This window comes from Bacillus cabrialesii, from assembly GCF_004124315.2.
Classification (GTDB): Bacteria; Bacillota; Bacilli; order Bacillales; family Bacillaceae; genus Bacillus; species Bacillus cabrialesii.
Window position 1 is genome coordinate 2,847,320 of record NZ_CP096889.1, and the last position, 22,908, is coordinate 2,870,227.

At 45.1% G+C, this 22,908-nt stretch carries 25 protein-coding genes and 1 other annotated feature; of the genes, 3 read left to right on the top strand and 22 right to left on the bottom strand.

Annotation, left to right across the window (positions count from 1 at the left end; all coding sequences use genetic code 11):
• Window positions 1-7: 7 nt before the first annotated feature.
• The 14 genes from EFK13_RS14600 to EFK13_RS14665 all read right to left on the bottom strand — a co-directional run bounded on the left by EFK13_RS14600 (window position 8) and on the right by EFK13_RS14665 (window position 14,994).
• The gene (locus EFK13_RS14600) at window positions 8-901 is read right to left on the bottom strand and encodes a DUF4097 family beta strand repeat-containing protein (RefSeq protein WP_129507971.1); all 894 of its coding nucleotides are present in this window, start codon (window positions 899-901) and stop codon (window positions 8-10) included.
• Window positions 898-1,452 (bottom strand): HAAS signaling domain-containing protein, encoded by a 555-nt coding sequence (locus EFK13_RS14605; RefSeq protein ID WP_088679403.1) that lies wholly within the window; start codon window positions 1,450-1,452, stop codon window positions 898-900. The genes EFK13_RS14600 and EFK13_RS14605 overlap by 4 nt, the downstream gene beginning before the upstream one ends.
• Window positions 1,449-1,775, bottom strand: coding sequence for a PadR family transcriptional regulator (locus tag EFK13_RS14610; RefSeq protein ID WP_129508063.1), 327 nt, complete (start codon window positions 1,773-1,775; stop codon window positions 1,449-1,451). The genes EFK13_RS14605 and EFK13_RS14610 overlap by 4 nt, the downstream gene beginning before the upstream one ends.
• 150 nt (window positions 1,776-1,925) lie before the next feature.
• Window positions 1,926-3,428, bottom strand: coding sequence for an alpha-L-arabinofuranosidase AbfA (gene abfA, locus EFK13_RS14615; RefSeq protein WP_129507970.1), 1,503 nt, complete (start codon window positions 3,426-3,428; stop codon window positions 1,926-1,928).
• A gap of 18 nt (window positions 3,429-3,446) precedes the next feature.
• Window positions 3,447-4,292, bottom strand: coding sequence for an arabinooligosaccharides ABC transporter permease AraQ (araQ, locus tag EFK13_RS14620; protein WP_064816580.1), 846 nt, complete (start codon window positions 4,290-4,292; stop codon window positions 3,447-3,449).
• Window positions 4,293-5,234 carry an arabinooligosaccharides ABC transporter permease AraP gene (araP, locus tag EFK13_RS14625; protein ID WP_129507969.1) on the bottom strand — a complete coding sequence of 314 codons (942 nt, stop codon included), beginning with the start codon at window positions 5,232-5,234 and terminating at the stop codon, window positions 4,293-4,295.
• A 35-nt stretch (window positions 5,235-5,269) separates the two neighbouring features.
• Complete coding sequence (araN, locus tag EFK13_RS14630; protein ID WP_129507968.1) at window positions 5,270-6,571, bottom strand: arabinooligosaccharides ABC transporter substrate-binding protein AraN; 1,302 nt, start codon at window positions 6,569-6,571, stop codon at window positions 5,270-5,272.
• Window positions 6,572-6,601: 30 nt separating this feature from the next.
• Complete coding sequence (gene egsA, locus EFK13_RS14635; RefSeq protein WP_129507967.1) at window positions 6,602-7,786, bottom strand: sn-glycerol-1-phosphate dehydrogenase; 1,185 nt, start codon at window positions 7,784-7,786, stop codon at window positions 6,602-6,604.
• A complete protein-coding gene (gene araL, locus EFK13_RS14640; protein ID WP_129507966.1) occupies window positions 7,783-8,601 on the bottom strand; it encodes a sugar-phosphatase AraL in 819 nt (272 codons plus the stop codon). The genes egsA and araL overlap by 4 nt, the downstream gene beginning before the upstream one ends.
• Window positions 8,579-9,268 carry an L-ribulose-5-phosphate 4-epimerase gene (gene araD, locus EFK13_RS14645; protein ID WP_129507965.1) on the bottom strand — a complete coding sequence of 230 codons (690 nt, stop codon included), beginning with the start codon at window positions 9,266-9,268 and terminating at the stop codon, window positions 8,579-8,581. The genes araL and araD overlap by 23 nt, the downstream gene beginning before the upstream one ends.
• A 13-nt stretch (window positions 9,269-9,281) precedes the next feature.
• A complete protein-coding gene (gene araB, locus EFK13_RS14650) occupies window positions 9,282-10,967 on the bottom strand; it encodes a ribulokinase (RefSeq protein ID WP_129507964.1) in 1,686 nt (561 codons plus the stop codon).
• 15 nt (window positions 10,968-10,982) lie between these two features.
• The gene (araA, locus tag EFK13_RS14655; protein ID WP_129507963.1) at window positions 10,983-12,473 is read right to left on the bottom strand and encodes an L-arabinose isomerase; all 1,491 of its coding nucleotides are present in this window, start codon (window positions 12,471-12,473) and stop codon (window positions 10,983-10,985) included.
• 312 nt (window positions 12,474-12,785) lie between these two features.
• The gene (abnA, locus tag EFK13_RS14660) at window positions 12,786-13,754 is read right to left on the bottom strand and encodes an arabinan endo-1,5-alpha-L-arabinosidase AbnA (protein WP_129508062.1); all 969 of its coding nucleotides are present in this window, start codon (window positions 13,752-13,754) and stop codon (window positions 12,786-12,788) included.
• 154 nt (window positions 13,755-13,908) lie between these two features.
• Window positions 13,909-14,994 (bottom strand): M42 family metallopeptidase, encoded by a 1,086-nt coding sequence (locus EFK13_RS14665; protein WP_129507962.1) that lies wholly within the window; start codon window positions 14,992-14,994, stop codon window positions 13,909-13,911.
• 182 nt (window positions 14,995-15,176) lie between these two features.
• Here EFK13_RS14665 and ysdB point away from each other — a divergent pair, with 182 nt between their 5' ends.
• Window positions 15,177-15,569: a sigma W pathway protein YsdB gene (ysdB, locus tag EFK13_RS14670; protein WP_129507961.1), complete on the top strand. Its 393-nt coding sequence runs from the start codon at window positions 15,177-15,179 to the stop codon at window positions 15,567-15,569.
• Window positions 15,570-15,584: 15 nt separating this feature from the next.
• Here the strand turns inward: ysdB and EFK13_RS14675 are convergent, their stop codons facing one another.
• Genes EFK13_RS14675 through infC form a run of 4 tightly spaced genes read right to left on the bottom strand, consistent with a single transcriptional unit; the run spans window position 15,585 to window position 17,035 of the window.
• On the bottom strand, window positions 15,585-15,854 hold the full coding sequence (locus EFK13_RS14675; protein ID WP_014664923.1) for a DUF1294 domain-containing protein: 270 nt from the start codon (window positions 15,852-15,854) through the stop codon (window positions 15,585-15,587).
• Between the two features lie 55 nt (window positions 15,855-15,909).
• The gene (gene rplT, locus EFK13_RS14680; RefSeq protein WP_003222420.1) at window positions 15,910-16,269 is read right to left on the bottom strand and encodes a 50S ribosomal protein L20; all 360 of its coding nucleotides are present in this window, start codon (window positions 16,267-16,269) and stop codon (window positions 15,910-15,912) included.
• Window positions 16,270-16,300: 31 nt separating this feature from the next.
• A complete protein-coding gene (gene rpmI / locus EFK13_RS14685; protein WP_003222418.1) occupies window positions 16,301-16,501 on the bottom strand; it encodes a 50S ribosomal protein L35 in 201 nt (66 codons plus the stop codon).
• 12 nt (window positions 16,502-16,513) lie between these two features.
• A complete protein-coding gene (gene infC, locus EFK13_RS14690; protein ID WP_071543361.1) occupies window positions 16,514-17,035 on the bottom strand; it encodes a translation initiation factor IF-3 in 522 nt (173 codons plus the stop codon).
• Between the two features lie 58 nt (window positions 17,036-17,093).
• Window positions 17,094-17,224, bottom strand: a sequence feature (ribosomal protein L20 leader region).
• Window positions 17,225-17,481: 257 nt separating this feature from the next.
• On the opposite strand from infC, the gene EFK13_RS14695 reads away from it, so the two are divergent.
• A complete protein-coding gene (locus EFK13_RS14695) occupies window positions 17,482-18,144 on the top strand; it encodes a hypothetical protein (RefSeq protein ID WP_129507960.1) in 663 nt (220 codons plus the stop codon).
• Window positions 18,145-18,175: 31 nt separating this feature from the next.
• Here the strand turns inward: EFK13_RS14695 and lrgB are convergent, their stop codons facing one another.
• The 4 genes from lrgB to lytS all read right to left on the bottom strand — a co-directional run bounded on the left by lrgB (window position 18,176) and on the right by lytS (window position 21,950).
• Entirely contained in the window at window positions 18,176-18,871 is a 696-nt protein-coding gene (gene lrgB / locus EFK13_RS14700; RefSeq protein ID WP_129507959.1) for an antiholin-like protein LrgB, read from the bottom strand.
• Between the two features lie 20 nt (window positions 18,872-18,891).
• Window positions 18,892-19,332 (bottom strand): antiholin-like murein hydrolase modulator LrgA, encoded by a 441-nt coding sequence (gene lrgA / locus EFK13_RS14705; protein ID WP_129507958.1) that lies wholly within the window; start codon window positions 19,330-19,332, stop codon window positions 18,892-18,894.
• 133 nt (window positions 19,333-19,465) lie between these two features.
• A complete protein-coding gene (gene lytT / locus EFK13_RS14710) occupies window positions 19,466-20,191 on the bottom strand; it encodes a two-component system response regulator LytT (RefSeq protein WP_129507957.1) in 726 nt (241 codons plus the stop codon).
• Window positions 20,169-21,950 (bottom strand): two-component system sensor histidine kinase LytS, encoded by a 1,782-nt coding sequence (gene lytS / locus EFK13_RS14715; RefSeq protein ID WP_129507956.1) that lies wholly within the window; start codon window positions 21,948-21,950, stop codon window positions 20,169-20,171. The genes lytT and lytS overlap by 23 nt, the downstream gene beginning before the upstream one ends.
• A gap of 167 nt (window positions 21,951-22,117) precedes the next feature.
• On the opposite strand from lytS, the gene EFK13_RS14720 reads away from it, so the two are divergent.
• Window positions 22,118-22,900 (top strand): HAD family hydrolase, encoded by a 783-nt coding sequence (locus EFK13_RS14720; protein WP_129507955.1) that lies wholly within the window; start codon window positions 22,118-22,120, stop codon window positions 22,898-22,900.
• Window positions 22,901-22,908 lie beyond the last annotated feature (8 nt).

Sequence of the window (22,908 nt, forward strand, 5' to 3'; positions counted from 1 at the left end):
GTGGCAATTAGTTTAGTTCAATGTCTCCAGATGTTGTACGAACTTTTAAACGGTTAGAGGTCCCGCTATCACCTACATAACCTACAATACGATGCTCTGATTTTTCTTTATACAAGATGTGATCGAGATTGGCCGCGGCATCACCTGAGTCTGCATGAAAATCCACTGCCAAAGATGAAGGTTCTTTCTGATACTCTACTGACACACTTCCGCTCGTAGTGACGATGTCGATCTCTTCGTTCTGATGATTCTGAAGAAGATCAATATCCCCGGAAGTTGTCTTATAGTTCACCTTTTCAGCTGTTGTGCGGCTGCTTTTTATTGATCCGCTTGTTGTCTTTACCTCACCTTGGCCGAATGAAGTTTGGTCAGTTTGAATTTCTCCGCTCGTTGTTTTTAGCGTCAGCTCGTTTTCGATGCGTGTATGCTTCAGCTCAATATTTCCTGATGTAGAGTCAGCAGCTCCTTGATCCGTTTGCGCATTTTCTATCAGAATATCGCCAGAGGTTGTCGTTACAGTTATCTCATCATACTTCTTTTCCGGAATCGTGATTGTGATTTTCATATCCTTTTCGCTGCCCCACGGTATAAAAGAGATGATATTCTCGCGTGCTATTTGATTGATTTTTAATGAATTGCCATCTTGGCTCACATCGAACAGCTTTTTGCTTTTATCACTGACTTGTCCTTCAGCAGCTACCTGAATATCATCCGTTTGCCCGCTTTTGACCTCTGCATGCATCGAGCTCGTTGTTACCACAATTTTTTTAATATCTGCAGCATCATATGTTTCGGCAGCTTTCACCTCTTCTTTTGTAAAATCCGAGGCAGCTGCTGAGATGACAGCCCCGATTACCCCGACTGCAAATACTGCGATCAATCCTATTATGATTTTTTTCATGTCTGCGCCCCCGTCACCAGCTTTAAATTATATCTGATATATCGCAAACTCATGCCATACAGCAGCTTGCCTACATGCCACAGCCCTATACACAAGAGGAGCCCCAGACTGCCAAACACGAGTGATAAAAAGAACTCCAGCATCATGTGCGTATTCATTTGAAACATCACCATGCCGACAAACATAATTGGTGATACAGAAAGTGCAAGCGCCGCCCCGCATAAACCCACGTACACTCCAAAAATGCCAATAGCTGGTCCCAGCACAAAAATCAAATTTAAGATGCTTATCGCTGCTGCTGAACATGCCATCTGAAAGAGGTTCTTCTTAGGGCGCTGCACTGCTGGAGCAGTTTCCGTGACATCTGGCACCAATTCCTTTGCTATTTGTTTTGGGGAGCCGAGTTCCCTGATGATGTCCGCTTCCGGCCTGCCTTCTTTCATCCCTTCTGTAATATGTTCTTCAAAATCAAATAAGATCTCATTCCGCTCTTCTTTAGAAAGCGGCTGTAACGCTTTACTTAACTCCTGTAAAAACTGTTCTTGATTCATCGTTCTCCTCCCCTTGCCGCATCAATGATTTGATTGACAGATGCTGTGAACTGATCCCATTCTGCCAGCAGCAGTTTCATTCGCATGAAACCAAGCTTTGACATCGTGTAATATTTTCTGGCAGGCCCTTCGGAAGACGGCGCCATATATGTTTCTAAATACTCTTCTTTCGTCAGTCTCCTGAGAAGAGGATATAAGGTGCCTTCAGCAATCGCCATGTGCCTGGAAATGTTTTGAGAAAGCTCATATCCGTATTGGTCTTTTTCGAATATTAATACAAGCACACATAGCTCTAATGCTCCCTTTTTGAATTGAGCATTCATCATAAGATCCTCCCTGCGGCTGGTCAATTTTGTTTATTTTCCCACCACTTATCCATATGGTAACATCCACTACTGAACATTACAAGGTACTGAATGATATCTACTGAGAAAAAAAGAAAAACCGGAGAGAGATCTCCGGCTTTGTTTCTCTTATGATTGTTTTTTCAGACGGATCACATTCCAGGAAAGCGGCGTGAAATGCGCGGTTAGGCCGTTTTCGCTGACAGACGATGTTCCGTTGGAATGCGGGACGACATTTTTTCTGTTATGCTGGTTTGTCGCTTTGATATCCTGATGCTCGAGTACGATGTGCTCTGCGATTTGATAGGATTCAAAGCCTCTGAGCGAAATCTCCGTCTCCATCTGATCTTCAGCTTTGTTTACCGCAAAAATGGTGAGTGTTTCTTCCTCTTCGGCGTACACAACAGCGGCATCAACATATGGCACATCGGTAAAATCTGAGCAGTCGTACTTCGGTGAAGAAATAAGCGGTTTCAGTGACTCGCCTCTTCCGTAAACAGAAGCATGCATGTACGGATAGAAAATCGGCTGTCTCCATGCTTCTCCCCCTTTTTCCGTCATGATCGGCGCGATGACATTTACAAGCTGTGCAAGACACGCGATTTTCACACGGTCTGCGTGCTGCAGCATCGTAATGAGCAGAGAGCCGACCAACAAGGCATCTTCAAAATTATAAATATCCTCTAAAATCGGACGCGCAGTAATCCACGGCTCGACTTTTTTATCCGCCTCATTTGAGTGATACCAGACGTTCCATTCATCGAGAGAGAGATTGATGGTTTTCTTGCTGCGTGTTTTTGCTTTTACATAGTCACAGGTTGCAGCGACAGATTTAATGAAATGATCCAGATCCATGGAACGCGCCAAGTAGTTTGGCAGATTGTTATCTCTGTTTCCGTAATACGTGTGAAGAGAGATATAGTCGACATGCTCGTACGTATGCTCCAGCACCTTCGCTTCCCAATCGATAAAGGTCGGCATGCCGCTGTTTGAGCTGCCGCAGGCAACAAGTTCAATTGATGGGTCAACCCACTTCATGACTTTTGCCGTCTCGGCGGCAAGCCGTCCGTATTCATCAGCTGTTTTGTGGCCGATCTGCCACGGGCCATCCATTTCGTTTCCTAAGCACCATGTCTTGATGCCGTACGGCTGTTCATAGCCATGCGATCTTCTTAAATCACTCCAATAAGAGCCTTTCGGATGATTGCAGTACTCAACGAGATTGCGGGCGGCATCTATGCCTCTCGTGCCGAGGTTGACGGCCATGTTGACCTCAGAGTTCACCTTTTTTGCCCAAGATAAAAATTCATTTGTTCCCACTTCATTGGTTTCTGTCGTTTGCCATGCCAAGTCAAGCCTTCTCGGGCGGTTTTCGACAGGTCCGACACCATCTTCCCAGTTGTATCCGGATAAAAAGTTTCCGCCCGGATAACGGATGATCGGAACCTGCAATTCTTTGATCAGCGCCTGGACATCCTTTCTAAACCCGTCTTCATCCGCTTCAGGGTGATCAGGCTCATATATGCCTTCGTATACCGCACGCCCCATATGTTCGATAAACGAGCCGTAAATCCGTTTGTCCACTTCACCGATTTTATATTCTTTGTCGACAATCATTCGCGCTTTTTTCATTACACGTTTCCTCCTTCATTAACCTTTGACTCCCCCTACCGTCAGGCCGGAGATAAAGTATTTTTGGAAAAATAAGAAAATGATAATTACCGGCAAAATCGCAAATACCGAGCCGGATATGAGCATGTCATAGTTGTTTCCGTAAGGGCTCAGCAAGCTGGACAGCCCAATTGGAAGCGTAAACATTTCTTTCGAGCGAAGCACAATCAGCGGCCATAAGAAGTTGTTCCAGCTGTTTAAGGACTGAAGGATAATCATCGCACCGAAAGCCGGTTTCATCAACGGCGCCATAATCCTGAAAAAGATGCCGAATTCCGTACAGCCGTCCATCCTTGCAGAGTCCAGCAGATCTTTTGGCAGGCCAAGCGCATATTGCCTGAAAAAGAATACGGCTACAGGCGAAACGATGAACGGCAATATAACACCCGTATACGAATCAATCAAGTGCAGTCCGACGGTAAGCTTAAACAACGGAAGCATCATCACTTCAAGCGGAACCATCATAATAATCAGCACAAGCACAAAGATGATATTTCTGCCTTTAAAATCGTACACCGCAAGCCCGTACCCGATCATCGAAGAAAAAAACAGCGTGAGTACGGTCGTGAAAAGCCCTAGCACAAGGCTGTTAAAGAACCATTTGAAATAAATGCTGCCGCCATTAAACAGGAATGTATAATTATCAAGACTCATCACTTTAGGATCAATGTCAAGATTCAGACCCACACGCAAAAGCTCAGATGACGGCTTTAATGATCCTAACAGCAAACAGAAAATCGGAAAAATATACAACAGGCTCAGCATAATAAAAAACAGGGTCAGCGCGATTCTGTAAACGCTAAACTGAGGACTGTGCCGCAACATTTATCCCTCCCCCTTAAACGAGCCTGACAGCTTTAATGAAATCAGGCTGACAACGAGTATCACAATCAAAAGCACAATGCCGATGGCCGCCCCATAACCCATTTCGTTGTAGGCAAGCCCCTGCTGATACAAATATCCGACAAGCGTTAGACCAATATTACCCGGGGAATTATTTTGCCAAAGGACGTAGCTTTCCTCGAACATCCTGAAGCCGCCGATGATGCTGATCGTCAGCACATATACGGTTACAGGTTTGAGAAACGGCAGCGTGATGTGCATAAATTTTTTCATCGTATTCGCGCCGTCAATATCAGCGGCTTCGTACAGCTCTTTGGGCACGTTTTGCAAACCGGCCAAAAAGTAAAGGATGTTGATTCCCATCCATCTCCACGAAGCAAGCAGCACCATCAAAAACATGCCTGTATGTTCATTGTTCATCCAGTTCTGAGGTGAAAAGCCAAGTTTGAGCAAGATGGAATTAGCCAGCGATGTTTCCATTTCTCCAAAGATGAGCCGAAAAATGATCCCCGCCACAATGGTGGAAGTCAATGCCGGAATAAATAGCGCTGATTTGAATATATTTCTGAATTTGACCAGCTTTGAATTCAGGAATATGGCCAGAAGCAATGGAACCGGAATCAGCACGATCAGCGTCCAAAAGGTGTACTCCAGCGTATTCCAAAGGGCGGTATAGAACGTCGGATTGTTTAGCGCAGTGTAATTGGAGAATCCGACAAACGTCACCTCTCCCGGCAATATTCTTTGAAAGCTCATGATGAAGACACTAATGATGGGGTACAGAAAAAATACGAGAAAGGATAAAACGAATGGCGCAGTAAACAGATAGGGCGCCGCTTTTTTTGAATAAAATAGATCTCGCCAGCCTGATTGTTTCGCAGCTGAAGGAACGGGATGAACCGTTCCCGTTTTCACAGGTTTCATGAGAACCTCCCCGCTTTCACTTTTTGAATGGGATTCTATTTCTGTTTCAGTTCACCTGCCGCTCTGTCCAAGGCTTGTTTAGGCGTTTTTTGCTGAGATTTAAGTGCGTCGAATAATACGCTTCTGTTGACAAGGTCTGACGCCTTGGCAAAATCCTCATGTAGATAAATCGGATTGATTTCATCCTTGATATCGAGCAGCACAGAAAAAATGCCTGTTCCGTTTTGGAAGTAGTCCGTATATTTGTTTTTCTCTTTCAATTCCTTGGAGCTCCAAACATCCCAGCGAAGCGGGTCAAATCCGAGCACGCTCCAGAGCTTTTTGTTTCCTTCTTTAGAACCCTTTGCAAAGGCCAAAAACTCTTTCGCTAATTTAACATGCTTAGATTGCTTCGGCACAACAGTTGCCGTACCGCCCAAACCTGCCGAACGATCGCCTCCCTCTTTCCATGCTGGAAGCGGCTTGATGGCAATCTTCCCTTTCAGATCAGGCATATAATCTATAAATCTTCCCATATACCAAATCGGCATCAGAACTGAAGCAGCTCCGCCTTGGTTCATAAAGCCGTAGTATTCTTCACTGTGATGCCCGCCGCCTGGCGCGGGAATCATCGTTTTGTCATTGATCATGTTCTTTAAATATTGAAGTGTTTTTACGTTGGTGTCATTATTGAGGATCAGCTTGCCGTTTTTATCAAAATAACCTGAGTTTTGCTGTGAAATCATGGATAAGAACGTTCCCGAATCATTTGTCTCCACCGTTCCCATCGGCTTCCCGGTCACTTTGCGCACTTTCTGCCCGGCTTTATGGTAATCATCCCATGTTTTAATATCATCAGGATTGACGCCGACTTTTTTCATCACATCCATGTTATAAAACATGACTGTCGTTCCTACATGAGTATCCAGCCCGTACAGCTTGCCGTTTTTGCTGTACAGGGTGAGCCGCGCTTCAACGAATTTATCGCGGTCCTTTTCAATCAGCGGAGTCAGGTCGGCAAGCGGTATGTCAGAGCCCTTCAAAAAGTTTGAAAAACGGGCCAATTCAACATCGGCAATATCAGGGACGCCCTCTCCCGCGATTAAGGAGATCGACAAGTTATCGTGCATTTGCCCATATGGATAAACGACCGTATTCAGCTTAATTTTGCGGTCAGGATATTTTTTGTTCCATTCTTTCACCATTTCCACATAAAACTGCTCATGAAGTCCGTTAAATGTCCAAAAGGTCAGCTCGGTTTCACCCGATTTCCCGGATGATCGTTCTGCTGAACACCCAGCAATGAATAATGTCAGCAGCATCATGAGCACAAGAAAACAGGCAGTCAATTTTTTCATTTGCGTTACCCCTTCCATTCGAGGTGCGGGCTATTCATATAGACCATGATTGATCAGCGTTTTGTTTTCATTAATGATTCTTAACCCGGTGCAGCGGTCTCTTAAGGTGTGCGCGTGTCTGAAGGCATTCTTGACGGAATCCTGTCCGACACCGATTTCGTCAAAAGATGCAGGGCCACCGGCTGACCTCAGCCAATCGGCCAGCACTTCTCCTTCCGGGAGCGTTTTATAAGCCGATTGAATGGCTTCCCGGCGACGCGGAGAAAATTCTTTCAATCCGTCATCCTGAGCAAGCTTTCTGTATGTGTCAGTCAATAAAACAGCAGCACAGCCAACCTTTGCTCCATGAAGAATCTGAGGCCGGTTTTTCTCCATTAATTCCATCTCAATCCAGTGTGAAATATGATGCTCTCCGCCTGATGCCGGGCGGGAATGATCTAAGGCCAGCATGACAAGCCCCGATACGATTAAAGACTCCATCAACACATGTATGCCTGTTTCCGTTTTCATCGCAATGTCTTCCGTATGTGCGATACAGGCGTCAAGCGCCTCCTGAACGACCTTAGCCCCTGCTGGCGAATAAGGCTCGCCGGCAAGGTGACGGGATATTTCCCAATCAGCTAAAGACGTTATTTTACCGAGCATGTCGCCAAATCCTGCGGCCACCATTGACTGGGGTGCCGCTTTTAAAAGATCCAGATCAGCGAACAGCGCGGATGGAGCCTTCGTTTGGATGGTTGTTTTCGTACCGTATAAAATAAGCGGCGCCCCGGCTGATGTAAATCCATCTACAGATGGAGCAGTCGGATAAGAAATAAACGGTAACTCCCTCTGAAACGCCGCGAAGCGGACGATATCATGAATCGTGCCTGAACCGACTGCGATCATAACATCCGTTGTTTTTTTCGTATGGATCAGCACATGAATGAGCGATCGTTCATCAGCCGTCACATCTCCGGCTTCATTTTCCGGAATGATGAGGCATTCGGCCTGAAACCCTTCTTGATTCAGGCGGTTTTCCAGATCAATGCCTGCAATGCGGTGTGTATTCGAGTCACAGACTAGGACAATATGCTTGTCGTTTTTTCGTTTTACATAATCCAAAAGTGAATCGGCTGCTTGTTTATCGAGAACAATTTCTTCAACTTCTATAGGAAACGTCTTTTCTCCGGCGAGTTCAAAAGCACGCTGAACGTCAGCTGCGATACGGTTCATAGCAGAATCCCCTCCTCAGCCAATTTGGTTACATCCTTAATAGACTCCAGCACATAATCCGGCGCATATAAACGCTGTTCACCCGGTTTCGCAGAACCAGTAAGCACTAAGGCGCTTTTCATGCCATACAACTTCCCCATCGCAATGTCAGATTCAATGCTGTCTCCGATAATCATGCATTCGTGTGCGGACAGCCCCATTGCCGTACAAGCAGCCTCCGCCATCAGCCATGACGGCTTTCCGACAACAAGCTCCGTCTTCGCTTGAGCGGAAGCCTCGATCGCCCCAATCATGCCGGCCACATCGATGGCATTGCCGTCTTCGTTCGGAAAAGAGCGGTCTTTGTTCGTAGCAATGATACGAGCACCGCCGGCGGCCGCTTGAAAGGCTTGATTTAAATCTTCGTACGTGAGCGTTTCATGAAGGGAGACCACAAGCCAATCCGCTTCCTTCGGTTCGTTCGCGTGCTGCACGCCGGCCAGCCTTAGCTCGTCAACCAAGCCTTGCTCTCCAAGCACCCACACCTTTGAAAAACGATAATGGTTTTTCAGAAATGCTGCTGTCACGCTTGACGATAGAACAATGTCATTTACGTCCGCATCAATCCCCGCGCCGAGAAGTTTTTTTCTGCACATGGCACGGGAGATATTCCCCCGATTGCTCAGAAAAACAATTTTTTTCCCCATTTCACGAAGCGTATGGATCGCTTCTCTTGCCCCTTCAATCAATTCATTTCCTCTAAATACAGTACCGTCCAAGTCAATCAGAATGCCGGCCGGTGACACTGCGGAATCATGACTGGCCATAATACGCATTTGCTCCGTGTTTTCGATAAAAATGCTTTTCGTGAAGGACTGTATTGATTGGGTTTACATCCTTGTTCAGCATAATGGAGTGGTAGGCCATTTCCGCAACCGTTTCTAATACAACTGCGTTATGAATGGCATTTAAGGCGTCCGTGCCCCAGCAGAAAGGACCGTGATTGTTCACGAGCACACCCGGCACCTGTTCGTAGTTATGATGCTGAAAGGTTTCCGCTATGACTTTTCCTGTATTCAGTTCGTAGTCATGAATGATTTCTTCATCGTACATTTCTCTTGTACACGGAATCGCACTGTCAAAATAATCAGCATGTGTCGTGCCTAACGGCGGAATGTCTCTGCCTGATTGCGCCCAGCTTGTCGCCCATTGAGAATGAGTATGGACAATTCCCCCGATGTTCGGAAAGGCTTTGTACAAATAAACATGGGTAGGTGTATCTGAAGAAGGCTTGAGCGATCCTTCGACAACCTCTCCATCTAGGTTCAAAACAACCAAGTCATCAGCTGTCAGGTCGCTGTATTCGACACCGCTTGGTTTGATGACGATTCTTTCTTTTTCACGGTCAATCCCGCTGACATTTCCCCACGTAAAGGTTACCAGCTGATGCTCTTGAAGCTTCAGATTGGCAGCCAGCACTTCTTTTTTTAATGTTTCAAGCATGTTCCATCACCCTTTATGAATTCTTTTTGGCGGCAGATGAGAATTGAAGATTTTTGATTGTTTTCAGACGCTTCATGACATGGTTTTCTTTTCCGAAATAGTGAACAAGCTCTTTATATTCAGCGTATAATTTTTCATACACCGCGGCGTTTTCGGCGTTTGGCGAATAAGATATATCTTTCAGTTTTCCCATGTGCGCCGCTGCCTCTTTGATGTCGCCGTATCCGCCGTTTTCTTTACCGGCGGCAAGCGCGCCGAAAATGGCAGATCCTAAGGCAGGTGCTTGCGGAGAACCAGAGATTTTAATATCCATGTTCGTCACATCCGCATAAATCTGCATGACAAAAGGGTTTTTCTCAGCAATTCCGCCGGCTGCGTACAGCTCTTCAATCGGAACCCCGCTTTCTTTGAACGTTTCGATAATCATCCGGGTTCCATAAGCTGTCGCTTCAACTAATGCTCTATAAATCTCTTCAGGCTTCGTCAGCAGCGTCATGCCAAGCAGCATCCCTGTTAAATCCGCATCAACAAGGGTGGAGCGGTTTCCATTCCACCAATCTAAAGCAAGCAGGCCGCTTTCACCCGGCGCTTGCAGGTTTGCCTTCTCACTCAGCAGCTCATGAACGCCGATATTTTTTTCCTCTGCTTCCTCTTGATACGCTTGGGGGACACACGTTTTTACAAACCAATCAAAATGATCGCCAACACAGGACTGCCCGGCTTCATATCCCGCGTAGCCCGGGAGAATTCCGTTGTCCACGACACCGCACATACCTGGCACGATATGTACCTCTTCGCCCAGAAGAACATGGCACGTAGACGTTCCCATAATCATCAGCATTTTCCCTGGCTCTGTGATGCCGACCGCCGGCACGGAAACATGAGCGTCCACATTGGCTACCGCAACAGCCGTTCCCGGAAGAAGGCCTGTCAGCTGTGCCATTTTTTCAGTCAGTCCGCCGGCTTTTTCCCCTACTGAATGAATAGAACCCGCTAATTTGTCATTTGTAATCGTTTTCATTAAAGGGTTTAATTTGCTAAAGAAATCATCTGACGGATATCCCGCTTTTTCACTCCAAATCGCTTTATATCCTGCTGTACAATTGCTTCGCTTGAGCGAGCCGCACAGCTGGTACACGATCCAGTCTGCAGCCTCGATGATCCGGTCAGCCGCTTCATAAATATGAGGCGCTTCTTCGGCAATCTGCATGACCTTCGGAATCATCCATTCTGACGAAATTTTCCCCCCGTACCGCTGTAAAAAAGCTTCTCCTTCTTCTTCCGCGATTTGATTGAGCCGATCAGCATGTTTTTGGGCTGCATGATGCTTCCAGAGCTTTACATAGCTGTGCGGCTCCTCTTCATATTCCGGCAGCATGCATAACGGCTGCCCAGTACTGTCAACAGGCAGGATCGTACATGCCGTAAAATCAATTCCGATCCCGATAATATCTTTCGGTTCAACTCCCGTCTGTTCGAGTAAAGACGGAATGGTTGTTTCCAAGACTTCCAGATAATCAGCCGGATGCTGCAGCGCCCAGTCGCGAGGCAGCTTTTGACCCGTCTTTGGAAGGACAGTATCGATGACAGCGTGCCTGTATTCTTTTACGGCAGCCGCCAGTTCCTCCCCTGTTTCGACATGGACGAGCACTGCTCTTCCTGATAAAGTTCCAAAATCAACCCCTATTGTGTAAGCCAAGTGACATCCCCCTCTCTACTTTTGAAGCCGGTGAAGCGCCTCGTTCCATTTTAATTCGTGTTTCAACTTGTGAATTGTCGTATCACGGGAAATGAGAATACTTTCGATTCCCGCCATTTCCGCCCAATCGAGCATTTGCTCCGCTGTCAGTTCATAAGACAAGCAGGTATGGTGTGCGCCGCCGGCTAAAATCCATGCCTCCGCCGCTGTTTTCAATGACGGTTCCGGCTTCCAGAGAACACGGGCCACAGGCAGATTCGGCATGTCTTTTTCAATTTCTTGTCCTTTGACCTCATTCAAAACAAGGCGGAAACGTCCTCCGATATCAACAAGGCTTGCTTGAATGGCTGAACCGCTGATGCCGTTAAAAACAAAACGAGCAGGGTCCTCCTTGCCTCCGATTGAAAGCGGATGAACCTCGATTTTCGGCTGATCCAAAGCGACAGTCGGACACACTTCAAGCATGTGCGAGCCAAGAATCATTTCATTTCCCGGTTCGAAATGATACGTATAATCTTCCATGAAGGAAGTTCTTTTTCCTTCAGCCATGATTTTCATCATCCGCACAAGAGCCGCTGTCTTCCAGTCTCCCTCTCCGGCAAACCCGTAGCCCTTCTCCATCAGGCGCTGAACCGCAAGTCCCGGCAGCTGTTTCATTCCGTGCAGCACTTCAAACGATGTCGTAAAAGCTGTGTAGCCTCCTTGTTCAAGAAAAGCGGTTAAGCCGAGTTCAATTTTCGCCTGTTCTTTAATGGACGCTACCTTTGCTTCGTCACGTTTTGTTTCCTCGCTGATGACATAAAGCCTGTCATACTCGGCATAAAGCGTGTCAACCTCGTCGTCCGTAATGCGGTTCATTACGTCAACAAGGTCTCCGATGCCATATCCGTCAACCTGCCAGCCAAATTGAATATGCGCCCCCACTTTGTCTCCGTCCGTTACCGCGACGTGACGCATGTTATCTCCGAATCTGGCAACCTTAATATGTCTGCTTTCATTTAATGCAGCCGCCGTATCCAACCATTGGGAAATCTCTTTCTTCACTGCTTTATCATCCCAATAGCCGGCAATGACTTTCCGGTTCAGCCCCATTCGCGAGTTGATATAACCGTACTCACGGTCGCCGTGTGCAGATTGGTTGCTGTTCATAAAATCCATGTCAATCGTTCCCCACGGAATATCGCGATTATATTGAGTATGCAGATGCATAAGCGGTTTTTGATAAGAGGAAAGGCCTTCTATCCACATTTTTGCGGGTGAAAATGTGTGCATCCATGTGATGATCCCGGCGCATGTCTCACTGTACTCCGCTTCTCTTAAGAGCTGTCTGATGGTTTCCGATGAAGTGACGACAGGCTTATGCGTAATTTTATATCTTGAAGAAATCCCGCTGAGCCCCTCACAAATGCTTTTCGCATGCTGATCCACCAGTTCCAGTGTCTCTTCTCCATATAGGTGCTGGCTTCCTGTTACAAACCAGAATTCATAATCCTTTGTCTGAAGCATGTAAACTGCCCCTTTCTTCCTATAATAAAACGCTTTCAATTACCTAAACAGATACGGACTAATAAGAAAAAACAAACCATATACAATTAATTTGTACGAACAACTTTATTATATTAGTAGGTTTATTGACTGTCAATCATTTTTGTATTCTTTTACAAAAATGATTGGTTACAAGGTTTTCAGGTGAAAAAACGTCTTCTTAAGAACTGTGATTGCTCTGTCAATCAATCTTCCGATTCGTTTTTCCATTAGAAAAAGCCCTGATGTATCAGGGCTAAACAAATGATAAGATGTGAATGATTAAGCTTTCTCTTAATAAGACGGCCAGCCTGAGCTCCAATTCAAATCATTGATTAACATCTTTGGTATGCCGTTGTCTTTTGCATCATAAGCATGACGCACGAGTATGTTCCCGTTAACGATATCCTGTCCGCCCGGCCCTCTCCACTGTTCATTGCCGGCATCAAGAATCGTACCTCCTCCGTCCATCATGCTTTTACCGTTTCTGTCTACATAAGGACCTGTAATATTTTTCGATCTGCCGTAAGCAATTTTGTACGTACTATTTACGCCTTCACAGCATTTATCGAATGAAACCATTAAGTAATAGTAGCCATTATTGTATGTTAATGTAGGGGCTTCCAGAGCGCCGCCGTTATTTGGTCTGGCTGCTATTGAATATAATGAACCAGTTGGTTTCATTGTATCTTTATTTAATTTTGTTAATTTAATTCCGCCCCAAAATGAACCAAACGCAAGCCAAGGATTTCCATCTTTGTCAATGGTTAATTCAGGATCAATGGCATTATAATTATTTGCATTTGTTGTCCGAGTAACAAGCCCTTCATCCTTCCAGCTGCCCGAACTGAGACTTGTAGCTGAAGCTAGCCCAATTAAAGATGTATTGCTGCCAAATGAAGAAACTGAATAGTAAAGCCAGTACTTTCCGTTGTAGTATGTCACATCCGGTGCCCATTGGTTTCGTTCGAAATTAGGCACATATTGCTTCCACCAAGATAAAGGACTAGTGAAAATTGACTTTTGAACCCTCCATACTCCGTTGCTGTCCGCTTTTAGAACACGTAGTCCGTTTTCCTTAGCAAGCCCTGTACCAAAAGCGTACCAAGTATTTCCTTCTTTTGCCATCGTCGGATCATGTAGAAGCTCGTTCGATGCCCCCCAAAAAGCGGCTGATGCCGGTAAAGCGGACAACATTACAGCACCAGCTGTTAAAGCTGCACAAGAAAAACGCAATAAGCTAGAAAACGCTTTCTTTTTCATATTCATCAAATCCTCCTTTTTTGGGATATAGAAAACTTGTCTATCATCCAGACTAGCACAAATTTTCTATATATATCCTTATTGTAGAGTTGCTTATTGAATTTGTACAGACAAAAAAATAGAATCCGCCTTTTACAGCGGATTCTGATGGTTTTTATTCATATGTGATTTGGTCAACTGTCTTTCGGTCTAATTTCTTAATCACTTCTGTAATTAATTTGACCGCGTTTTCATAATCGTCACGATGCAGCATGGCCGCATGCGTATGAATGTAGCGGGTGGCAATGGTGATGGACAGCGCAGGAACTCCGTTTGCCGTCAGATGGATAGCTCCCGAGTCCGTTCCGCCCCCGGCAATGGCATCAAATTGGTATGGAATGCCCGCTTCCTCTGCGGTAGCGACAACTGCATCGCGCAAACCTTTGTGAGAGACCATGGATGCATCGTACACGATAATCTGCGGGCCTTTGCCCATTTTGCTTTGAGCTTCCTTCTCGGAAATGCCAGGCGTGTCTCCTGCTATCCCTACATCAACACCAAACGCGATATCAGGCTGAATGGTGTGTGCGGCCGTTTTCGCTCCTCTCAGACCTACTTCCTCCTGCACGGTTCCGACGCCATACACAATATTTGGATGATCTGTGTTTTGTAAGTTTCTTAACACATCAATTGCAATCGCACAGCCGATGCGGTTGTCCCAGGCCTTCGCCAGTAAGAATTTTTCATTGTTCATGACCGTAAATTCAAAATGAGGTACGATCATATCTCCCGGGATTACACCCCATTCCAAGGCTTCTTCTCGGCTTGAAGCTCCAATATCAATAAACATGTCTTTTATTTCAACGGATTTTTTTCTCGCTTCAGGAGATAAAATATGCGGCGGCTTAGAGCCGATAACCCCTGTGATTTCGCCTTTTTTCGTCACGATGGTGACACGCTGGGCCAGCATAACCTGAGCCCACCAGCCGCCAACGGTTTGAAAACGAATAAAGCCTTTATCGGTGATTTGTGTCACCATAAAGCCGACTTCATCCAAATGCCCGGCGATCATAATTTTCGGGCCGTTTTCCGCACCTGTTTTTTTGGCAATTAAGCTGCCCAGCCGATCTGTTGTCACCTCATCAGCAAATGGCTCTATGTATGATTTCATCACTTGCCTTACTTCTCTCTCATTGCCCGGAATGCCCTTTGCATCTGTTAAATCTTTCAGCATGGTCAATGTTTCATCTAATTTTGCCATGTTCCAAAAACCTCCTTCATCAGTCCTGCATTCTTATTATACAAAACCTGGCGCTAACCATACGACTATTTCACTTGAAAATCGGGTATATGTTTTTAGAACTTTTTTTAGAAAAAGTGAAACCTTTTTCTATGCTCTTCGTATTACATCAGATCATCACAATAAGGGGGTGCCTTCACACAATGTTTGTCATGGTTCTAAGGATTATATTGCTTGCACTTTTTGCTTATTGTATTTATGCTGCGGTCAAATATGTCGCGAATCCAAAGAGAAGGCTCAAGATGGCCCAATCAAAAGAACATTTTTATATTATCGATGAACAGAACAATACCCGAAAAAACTTTCAGCTGACGTATAAAGGCGTGCTTTTTGAAGGAGAAAAGCATATTCCTTCCAAGGATCACCCGCTATTTATCCACACGATCTTTGTCTGGACAGAATCTCCCGAGAAGCTGAAGCATTTCTCTGCAAAAGATTTTGAGAACATTGAAGAAAAAGTGCTGGAACGATATCCAAATTGTAAGATTGACTGGGACCAGCCCATTAAACTCGCAAAAAAAGCAGAAGAGCGCTAAACGCTTTTCTGCTTTTTATAAATCAAACGGGCTGTAATAAATGCCGATCAAGATCGCTTCAATTACCAGAAGAAGCGGCACTCCGTACTTAAAAGACGCGTGTTTCGTTTTATGCCTGAAGGTCTGCATGCCGAGCCAGATACCGAGCGCTCCAAACACGATCGCTATCAGCCACAGCCGGTCTTCAGAAATTCTCCATTTGTGCTGCTGCGCTTTTCGTTTGTCAACGCCCATCACCCAAAAACCGCATAGATTCATCAGCACCAAATAGACAGCAATAACCATGTAGCCTCATCCTTTATATAAAAAAGCCGCTCTGCTGGAGAGCGGCTCTATATAATTACTTGTTTAATTGAGCTTTAGCAGCATCAGCAAGCTGATTGAACGCAGTAAGATCGTTTACAGCAAGATCAGCAAGCATTTTACGGTTTACTTCGATACCAGAAAGCTTAAGACCGTGCATTAAACGGCTGTAAGAAAGACCGTTCATGCGAGCAGCTGCGTTGATACGAGTGATCCAAAGCTTACGGAAATCACGTTTTTTCTGACGACGGTCACGGAAAGCATAGTTTCCAGATTTCATGACCTGCTGGTTAGCTACTTTGTATAATGTATGTTTTGAACCGAAATAACCTTTTGCTAATTTAAGAACCTTTTTACGACGCTTACGTGTAACAGTTCCGCCTTTTACTCTTGGCATTAAATTTCCCTCCTAATTGTTCCTTATCCGATTACTTGATGTTAGCAAGCATTTGTTTGATACGTTTGAAGTCTCCTGCGCTTACAACAGCACTCTTGCGAAGCTTACGCTTTTGCTTTTGAGATTTGTTGGCGAATAAGTGACTTGTGTATGCATGAGAACGTTTTAACTTCCCAGAACCTGTCTTTTTAAAACGTTTAGCAGATCCGCGGTGAGTTTTCATTTTTGGCATGGGATTTCCTCCTTATTGCTTTTCGTTTTTCGGCGCGAGCATTAAGAACATGCTGCGGCCGTCCATTTTTGGTTTTGTTTCGACTGTCGCAACCTCAGCACATGCTTCAGAAAAACGGTCTAACACACGCTGGCCGATTTCTTTATGAGTGATTGCGCGTCCTTTAAAGCGGATAGAAGCTTTCACTTTATCGCCTTTTTCAAGGAATTTAATCGCATTGCGCAACTTCGTGTTAAAGTCGTGCTCATCGATTGTCGGGCTTAATCTAACTTCTTTTAAGTTAATGATTTTTTGATTTTTGCGTGCTTCTTTATCCTTTTTCTGCTGCTCGAATCTGAACTTTCCGTAGTCCATGATGCGGCAGACAGGCGGTTTTGCATTCGCTGCAACTAACACAAGGTCAAGATTTGCGCGGCCGGCGATTTCAAGTGCTTCCTGACGGGACTTGATTCCAAGCTGGTCGCCATTTTGTCCGATTAAACGGACCTCACGTGCACGGATACCCTCATTAACCAATTGATCTTTGCTAATAATGAGCCACCTCCATAGTTTCTTCGAATTGATTCACAACTCATTTTGACTGCATTCTGCAGGCAAACAAAAAGTGTGGGCATTATAAAACACCCACACTACGAACATCTGTATCAATAAAAATGTACGGTCAACCTGCCAACTACATGCATGTGTCAATCAGGTGAGAAGCGGGTGCTTCTGCTTGTGATTTATATTCAATTCAATAACTATTCTACACAATACCGGATCTTTAGTCAAGGACGACTTATCCGGAACAACTTTTACATTGTAACACGGGTTTTCTATGAGCGCAAGAGAGAAAAAGAAAATCTTTCATCCCCACCCAGAATGCAAAGAGCCAACAATTCCCCCCTGATTTCGCAATTTACAACAAAACCACCGACAGGAAGAAATGTAAAACAAAGTTAATCTCTGACCGATATAAGAAGCAGAAGGGAGCCTGACACATGAACAAACTGATACAGCTTGCTTTATTTTTCACATTGATATTAACCGGTTGCTCGAATAGCAGCACATCTTCCGAATCAAAAGTCGAAACTGTTAAGACAACTGCAGCATTTCCTCAAAAGGAGCTGGAGAAAGAGCTAAAAAAACTAAAACCCGTTTCATTAGACATGAAGTTCGAGAGTCCACTCGCTACTGAGTTAGGAAAGCGGAAGGCAAAAGAAGAAGCTGAAAAGCAAAGACAAATCGCCGCCGAGAAAAAGCTTGAAAAGGAACGGGAGGCGAAACGAAAGAAACAGCAGGAGGAAAAAGCGGAGAGACAGCGATTGACAGAGCAGCAGGCGGCAGAGAATCAGCGATTAGCGGAAGCAAAAAGACAAGCTGAACTTGAAAGACAGCGGCAGGCAGCAATCAAAAAAGAGCAGAAAGCGAACGCTGAGAAAAAGCGGCAATCACAGGCACAACGGCAGCAGACCGAGGCACCCTCATCTAATAGTCAAGATCCACCATCTTCCTCGAGTCAGACGGATAAAACCATTCAACAGCCAGCTTCAGAGCTTCCTGATGACGATGGTTATGGTTATGAAGAACGAAAAAAGTGGCATGACGATCAAGTAGAATGGGGCATTAAACAAGGGTATATCGATCCCGAAGACGCACCATAAAATAAAAAAAGCCAAGGCATTCAGCCTTGGCTTATCCTCCGATCAGCTGCACGAACACAGGGATGACCAGAACCGTTACCACTCCTACTACGACAACAGCAATGCTTGCCATAGCAGCTTCAACTTCTCCCATCTCAATCCCGACCGCTACACCAAGTGCATGTCCGGATGTTCCAAGAGCCAATCCTTTAGAAATCGGATTCTTTACTTTAAACACCTTCAAGAACAAAGCTCCGAGCGCATACACAATGACAGCGTTAAAGATGACCGCAAAGGCAGTGATATCGCTGATGCCTCCGATATCTTTTGATAAAGGAAGAGCAATCGCCGTTGTAGCCGCCTGCGGAAGCATGCTTTTCATTACGGCCGAATCGAGATGAATGCCTTTAGCGAGCAAATAAACAATCGTGACAGAGCAGATAGAGCCGGCAATAATGGAGGCCATGATTTGCCACCAATATTTTTTCAGCTTATCTCTTTGTTTGTACAAAGGAATGGCAAATGCGATCGTTGCAGGTTCAAGGAAAAACTTAATGATTTCTCCCCCGTTATTATAGTCCGCGTAGGAAAAACCGCCGATTTTTAAAAATGCGATCCCCAGCACCATGGCCACAAACAAAGGAGTGAAAAGGAAGAATCCTTTCGTTCTCTTAAATAAAAAGGTGCCGATGCCGAATGCAGCAAGTGATACGACAATTCCGAAATAAGGACTCATTGTGCTTTCCATGTGATGAACCTCCTGTTTCCTTAATGGTGAACGAGTTCTTTATTGTTCTGCGGGCTTTGCACTGTTTTTGTTTTCATGTCAACTTCAGTTTTGCGTTTTCCGCTCAGCGAAAGAATCATCTGAGAAAATAATCCCGTAGCCCCCAGCAAAATGATTGTTGCAAGCAGAATGACAAGAACGATTTGCAGACCGTACTGCTGCATCACACCAAGTGAATTCATAACAGATATACCTGACGGGACAAATAAAAATCCGATCAGAGAGGTTAAAGACGTTCCGAGCGTTTCTACTTGTTCCAGTTTAATGACTTTCAAACATAATAGGAGAAATAATAAGACCAGCCCTACAACCGATGCCGGGATAGGTATTGGGACAATAGCGGCAATCATATTTGAAACCAGCATAATGACGGCAAAAATAAATGCTTGTGTTAAAAACCCGTACACTTTTTTAGCACTCATTTTCTTCACCTCTTTCTCTTTGGTACCCCCATTATAAATAAAAACCTCCCATTATGAAGCGCTTACAAGATAACATGCCGAATAGCCGGACTGAGTTGCAGAATCAAATGGCTGAAATGCAAAAAGCCGCCCATCAAATATGGAGCAGCTTTTTCAATTCCTTCGCATATGTCCGGCTCACCGGGATTTTTGAGCCGTCTTTCATGATCAAGTTATACGTTGAATTAAACCATGGCTGAATTTCTTTAATATATTCGGTATTGACGACAAAGCTCCGATGGACGCGGATAAAATCAGCATCAGGCAGCTTTTTCTCAATGACAACGAGCGTATCGCTGACCGTATAAGATGTATCAAAGGTTTTTACATTCACATGACGATCTTCCGTTCCGGCATAGATAATGTCCTTCGTATCTACGATCACAATCGATTCTCCTACAGACAGCGCGAGTTTGTGCTGGCCGGAATGGCTGCTCTGATCTGCTTCTACAATATCCCGATTTACTTTTTTATATTTTTTCAGCGTTTGCTGAATTCTTTCCTCATCGAAAGGCTTGGTTAAATAATCAAGAGCGTCCACCTCAAACGCTTTGAGCGCGTATTGGTCATACGCTGTCGCAAACACAACAGCAGGAGGATGCTTCATTTTCTTCAATCGCTTTGCGATATCAAAACCGTTTTCTCCGGATAAATCAACGTCTAAAAACAGCAAATCAGGTTTTTGATCCATCATTTGGTCAAAAGCGGATTCAATATTTTCCGCTTCATTGATTTCTATTTCCTCATTGTTCCGCTTGAGCAAGTAAGCCAGTTCATCCCTTGCCAGCATCTCATCATCAACTATTAACACCCTGAGCATGTTCTTCTCCCTCTTTCATCTGTTGCATTGGCACTCGAAAGGAAACCTCTGTCCCTTTATGAACCTCACTCCTGATATTCAGTGCGGCCTGCTGTCCGAATAAACCGACCAGCCGCTGATTCAGGTTACAAAGCGCTGTACCGGTTCCCTCCTTAGATGGAAATGGTTTCTTTCCCAGTTCCGGGAGGATGTCAGGCGGAATTCCGCGTCCGTTATCGGTCACCTTCAAATAGACTGCTGTATCCTCAGATAAGACACAGACCGTAACCTTGCACATGTCTTGTTTTTTCGGAAACGCATGCCGAAGCGCATTCTCCACAAGCACTTGCAGAACAAACGGCGGGATTTCAATCTGTTCCAGCCTGCTGTCGATATTGAGCTCAATCTTATATTTCCCGGGAAAACGCGCCTGTTCTAGTGATAAATAAGCGTGAAGGTGGTTCAGCTCCTTTGAGAGCGGTATCAGCAGCTGTCTGGCTCCTTGAAGGTTTGAACGAAAATAAACACTGAGCTGCAATAAGAGCTTACGGGTTTTTTCAACATCCGAGCGGCATAACGCAGAAATCGTGTTGATCGCATTAAATAAAAAATGCGGATTGACCTGTGCTTGCAGCGCTTTGATTTCAGCATCCTTGAGAAGTTTGCTTTGGAGCTCCGCTTCCCCAAGCTCAAGCTGTGTCGAAAACAGCATAGCCAGCCCTTCAGCAAGCTCCTCCTCTACCTGGCTAAGGCCTGCCGGGTTTTTAAAATACATTTTTAAGGTCCCGATCGTGTTGCCGTTTGATGTCAGCGGCAGCACGATCGCCGCGTGCAAAGGACATTCAGAATGCGTGCATTCAATCTCTTCCTGAGAAATGGCCTTCATGATTTCTCCTGTTTTAATCACCTTTTTGGACAAGCCGGTAATCAAGCTTTTGGATGGGATGTGGTGATCCATTCCCGCGCCGACATGCGCAAGGATCTTTTCTTTGTCAGTGAGAGACACAGCATCTGTTCCGGTCAGTTTATGGATAATGGCCGCCACACTTTTACAGGAGTTTTCATTGAGTCCTTGGCGGAAAAATGGGAGCGTCTGGTCGGCAATCGTCAGCACTCTATGCGTTTCAAGCGCCCTTGCCTGCTCTTCCTTGCGAATGATCGCCTGAATAATCGACAGGAAAATAAAACTGCCTGTTCCATTGATGAGTATCATCGGAATCCCGATCATGCTGACCAGCTCCCAAGCGTCACTGAATGGCTTTGCCATCAGCAAAATAATCACCATTTGCAGTGTCTCCATGCCGATTCCCACAAGAGCGGCGATGCGCGGTGTCGGCATTCGATAGCGCTTCGTAAAATACCTGCCGATCAAGCCTGCAAGAACCCCCGCTAAAACGGACGATACCGCACAGCTTAAGGCCGTGCTGCCGCCTAGCGAAAAGCGATGCAGGCCCGCCAGAATACCGATCCCTGCCCCTACAAACGGACCTCCGAGAAGGCCTCCGATTTCCACGCCCAAAATACGGGTATTCGCGATCGAGCCGGATGGATCTATCGCAAACACCCAGTCATTGTTTACAATCATATTTTTTTGAATTTCGATGCCTGTATAATTGCTGATGATGCTGAAAAGAGAAAAAATAGAAATTAAAACCGCTTTTCCTTTATAGCCGTCCTGATTTTGGAGAGCCTGTCTGAAAAGCTTCGTATGGGCGAGAATGAAGCCCAATATAACGATAATTCCTACCCTCTCAAGCATCATAATCATTAAATGGATCATGCATGTCACCTGTTCTTTCCGTCTTCATTCTAGCATGTTTTCATTTCATGGCTGACTGTTTTTTTAAAATCATCTGAAAACATATTTCCACAAGGCTTTTATCTATTGTAAAATAAAACATGAGCCTTTTGGCAGAAAGATTTGAATCTGAAGCAGAGGAGAAGATCATGAAAGCCGTATTTTTTGATTTAGACGACACACTACTTTGGGACGAAAAAAGCGTCAGAACAACATTTGCAGAAACTTGCTTACAGGCGGAGAAAAAATATGGCCTTGATCCGCAGGAATTCGAAGCAGCTGTTCGTGAAGCGGCTAGAGAATTGTACATGTCTTATGAGACGTATCCATATACAGTGATGATCGGCATAAACCCGTTCGAAGGACTGTGGTCCAATTTCTCAGAACCGATCAGTGAAGGATTTCAGAAGCTGAACAAGATTGTGCCCGAGTACAGAAGAAACGCATGGACAAACGGGCTGAAAACGCTTGGCATCGATGATCCCGCATATGGCGAATACTTGGGAGAGTTTTTCGCGGCAGAGCGCAGAAAACGCCCGTTTGTATATGATGAAACATTCGCTGTGCTCGATCAATTAAAAGGCAAATATGAATTGCTGCTTTTGACAAACGGCGATCCGAGTCTGCAAAAGGAGAAGCTCGCCGGCGTGCCTGAACTCGCCCCTTATTTCAATGAAATCGTCATCTCAGGCGCTTTCGGCAAAGGAAAACCGGATGTTTCCATTTTTGAACACTGCCTTAAGCTGATGAATATCGAAAAAGACGATGCGATCATGGTCGGCGATAATTTGAATACGGATATTTTAGGCGCTTCAAGAGCTGGAATCAAAACCGTTTGGATCAACCGGACAGATAAGAAAAACGAAACCGATGTGACGCCTGATTACATCATCAGCAGCCTTCATGATTTGTTTCCTTTATTAGAGAAATAAAAAAAGCA

Coding starts and splice junctions, on each gene's coding strand:
- lrgA (WP_129507958.1), bottom strand. CDS start 19,332: ATGAGTGCTAAAAAAGTGTACGGGTTTTTAACACAAGCATTTATTTTT.
- abnA (WP_129508062.1), bottom strand. CDS start 13,754: ATGAAAAAGAAAGCGTTTTCTAGCTTATTGCGTTTTTCTTGTGCAGCT.
- rpmI (WP_003222418.1), bottom strand. CDS start 16,501: ATGCCAAAAATGAAAACTCACCGCGGATCTGCTAAACGTTTTAAAAAG.
- araN (WP_129507968.1), bottom strand. CDS start 6,571: ATGAAAAAATTGACTGCCTGTTTTCTTGTGCTCATGATGCTGCTGACA.
- ysdB (WP_129507961.1), top strand. CDS start 15,177: ATGTTTGTCATGGTTCTAAGGATTATATTGCTTGCACTTTTTGCTTAT.
- EFK13_RS14605 (WP_088679403.1), bottom strand. CDS start 1,452: ATGAATCAAGAACAGTTTTTACAGGAGTTAAGTAAAGCGTTACAGCCG.
- EFK13_RS14675 (WP_014664923.1), bottom strand. CDS start 15,854: ATGGTTATTGCTGTCTATTTGGTGCTGATGAATCTATGCGGTTTTTGG.
- araL (WP_129507966.1), bottom strand. CDS start 8,601: ATGCGTATTATGGCCAGTCATGATTCCGCAGTGTCACCGGCCGGCATT.
- egsA (WP_129507967.1), bottom strand. CDS start 7,786: ATGAACCGTATCGCAGCTGACGTTCAGCGTGCTTTTGAACTCGCCGGA.
- araA (WP_129507963.1), bottom strand. CDS start 12,473: ATGCTTCAGACAAAGGATTATGAATTCTGGTTTGTAACAGGAAGCCAG.
- lrgB (WP_129507959.1), bottom strand. CDS start 18,871: ATGGAAAGCACAATGAGTCCTTATTTCGGAATTGTCGTATCACTTGCT.
- EFK13_RS14610 (WP_129508063.1), bottom strand. CDS start 1,775: ATGAATGCTCAATTCAAAAAGGGAGCATTAGAGCTATGTGTGCTTGTA.
- lytT (WP_129507957.1), bottom strand. CDS start 20,191: ATGCTCAGGGTGTTAATAGTTGATGATGAGATGCTGGCAAGGGATGAA.
- lytS (WP_129507956.1), bottom strand. CDS start 21,950: ATGATCCATTTAATGATTATGATGCTTGAGAGGGTAGGAATTATCGTT.
- araD (WP_129507965.1), bottom strand. CDS start 9,268: ATGCTTGAAACATTAAAAAAAGAAGTGCTGGCTGCCAATCTGAAGCTT.
- EFK13_RS14695 (WP_129507960.1), top strand. CDS start 17,482: ATGAACAAACTGATACAGCTTGCTTTATTTTTCACATTGATATTAACC.
- araP (WP_129507969.1), bottom strand. CDS start 5,234: ATGAAACCTGTGAAAACGGGAACGGTTCATCCCGTTCCTTCAGCTGCG.
- rplT (WP_003222420.1), bottom strand. CDS start 16,269: ATGCCAAGAGTAAAAGGCGGAACTGTTACACGTAAGCGTCGTAAAAAG.
- abfA (WP_129507970.1), bottom strand. CDS start 3,428: ATGAAAAAAGCGCGAATGATTGTCGACAAAGAATATAAAATCGGTGAA.
- EFK13_RS14720 (WP_129507955.1), top strand. CDS start 22,118: ATGAAAGCCGTATTTTTTGATTTAGACGACACACTACTTTGGGACGAA.
- araQ (WP_064816580.1), bottom strand. CDS start 4,292: ATGTTGCGGCACAGTCCTCAGTTTAGCGTTTACAGAATCGCGCTGACC.
- EFK13_RS14665 (WP_129507962.1), bottom strand. CDS start 14,994: ATGGCAAAATTAGATGAAACATTGACCATGCTGAAAGATTTAACAGAT.
- EFK13_RS14600 (WP_129507971.1), bottom strand. CDS start 901: ATGAAAAAAATCATAATAGGATTGATCGCAGTATTTGCAGTCGGGGTA.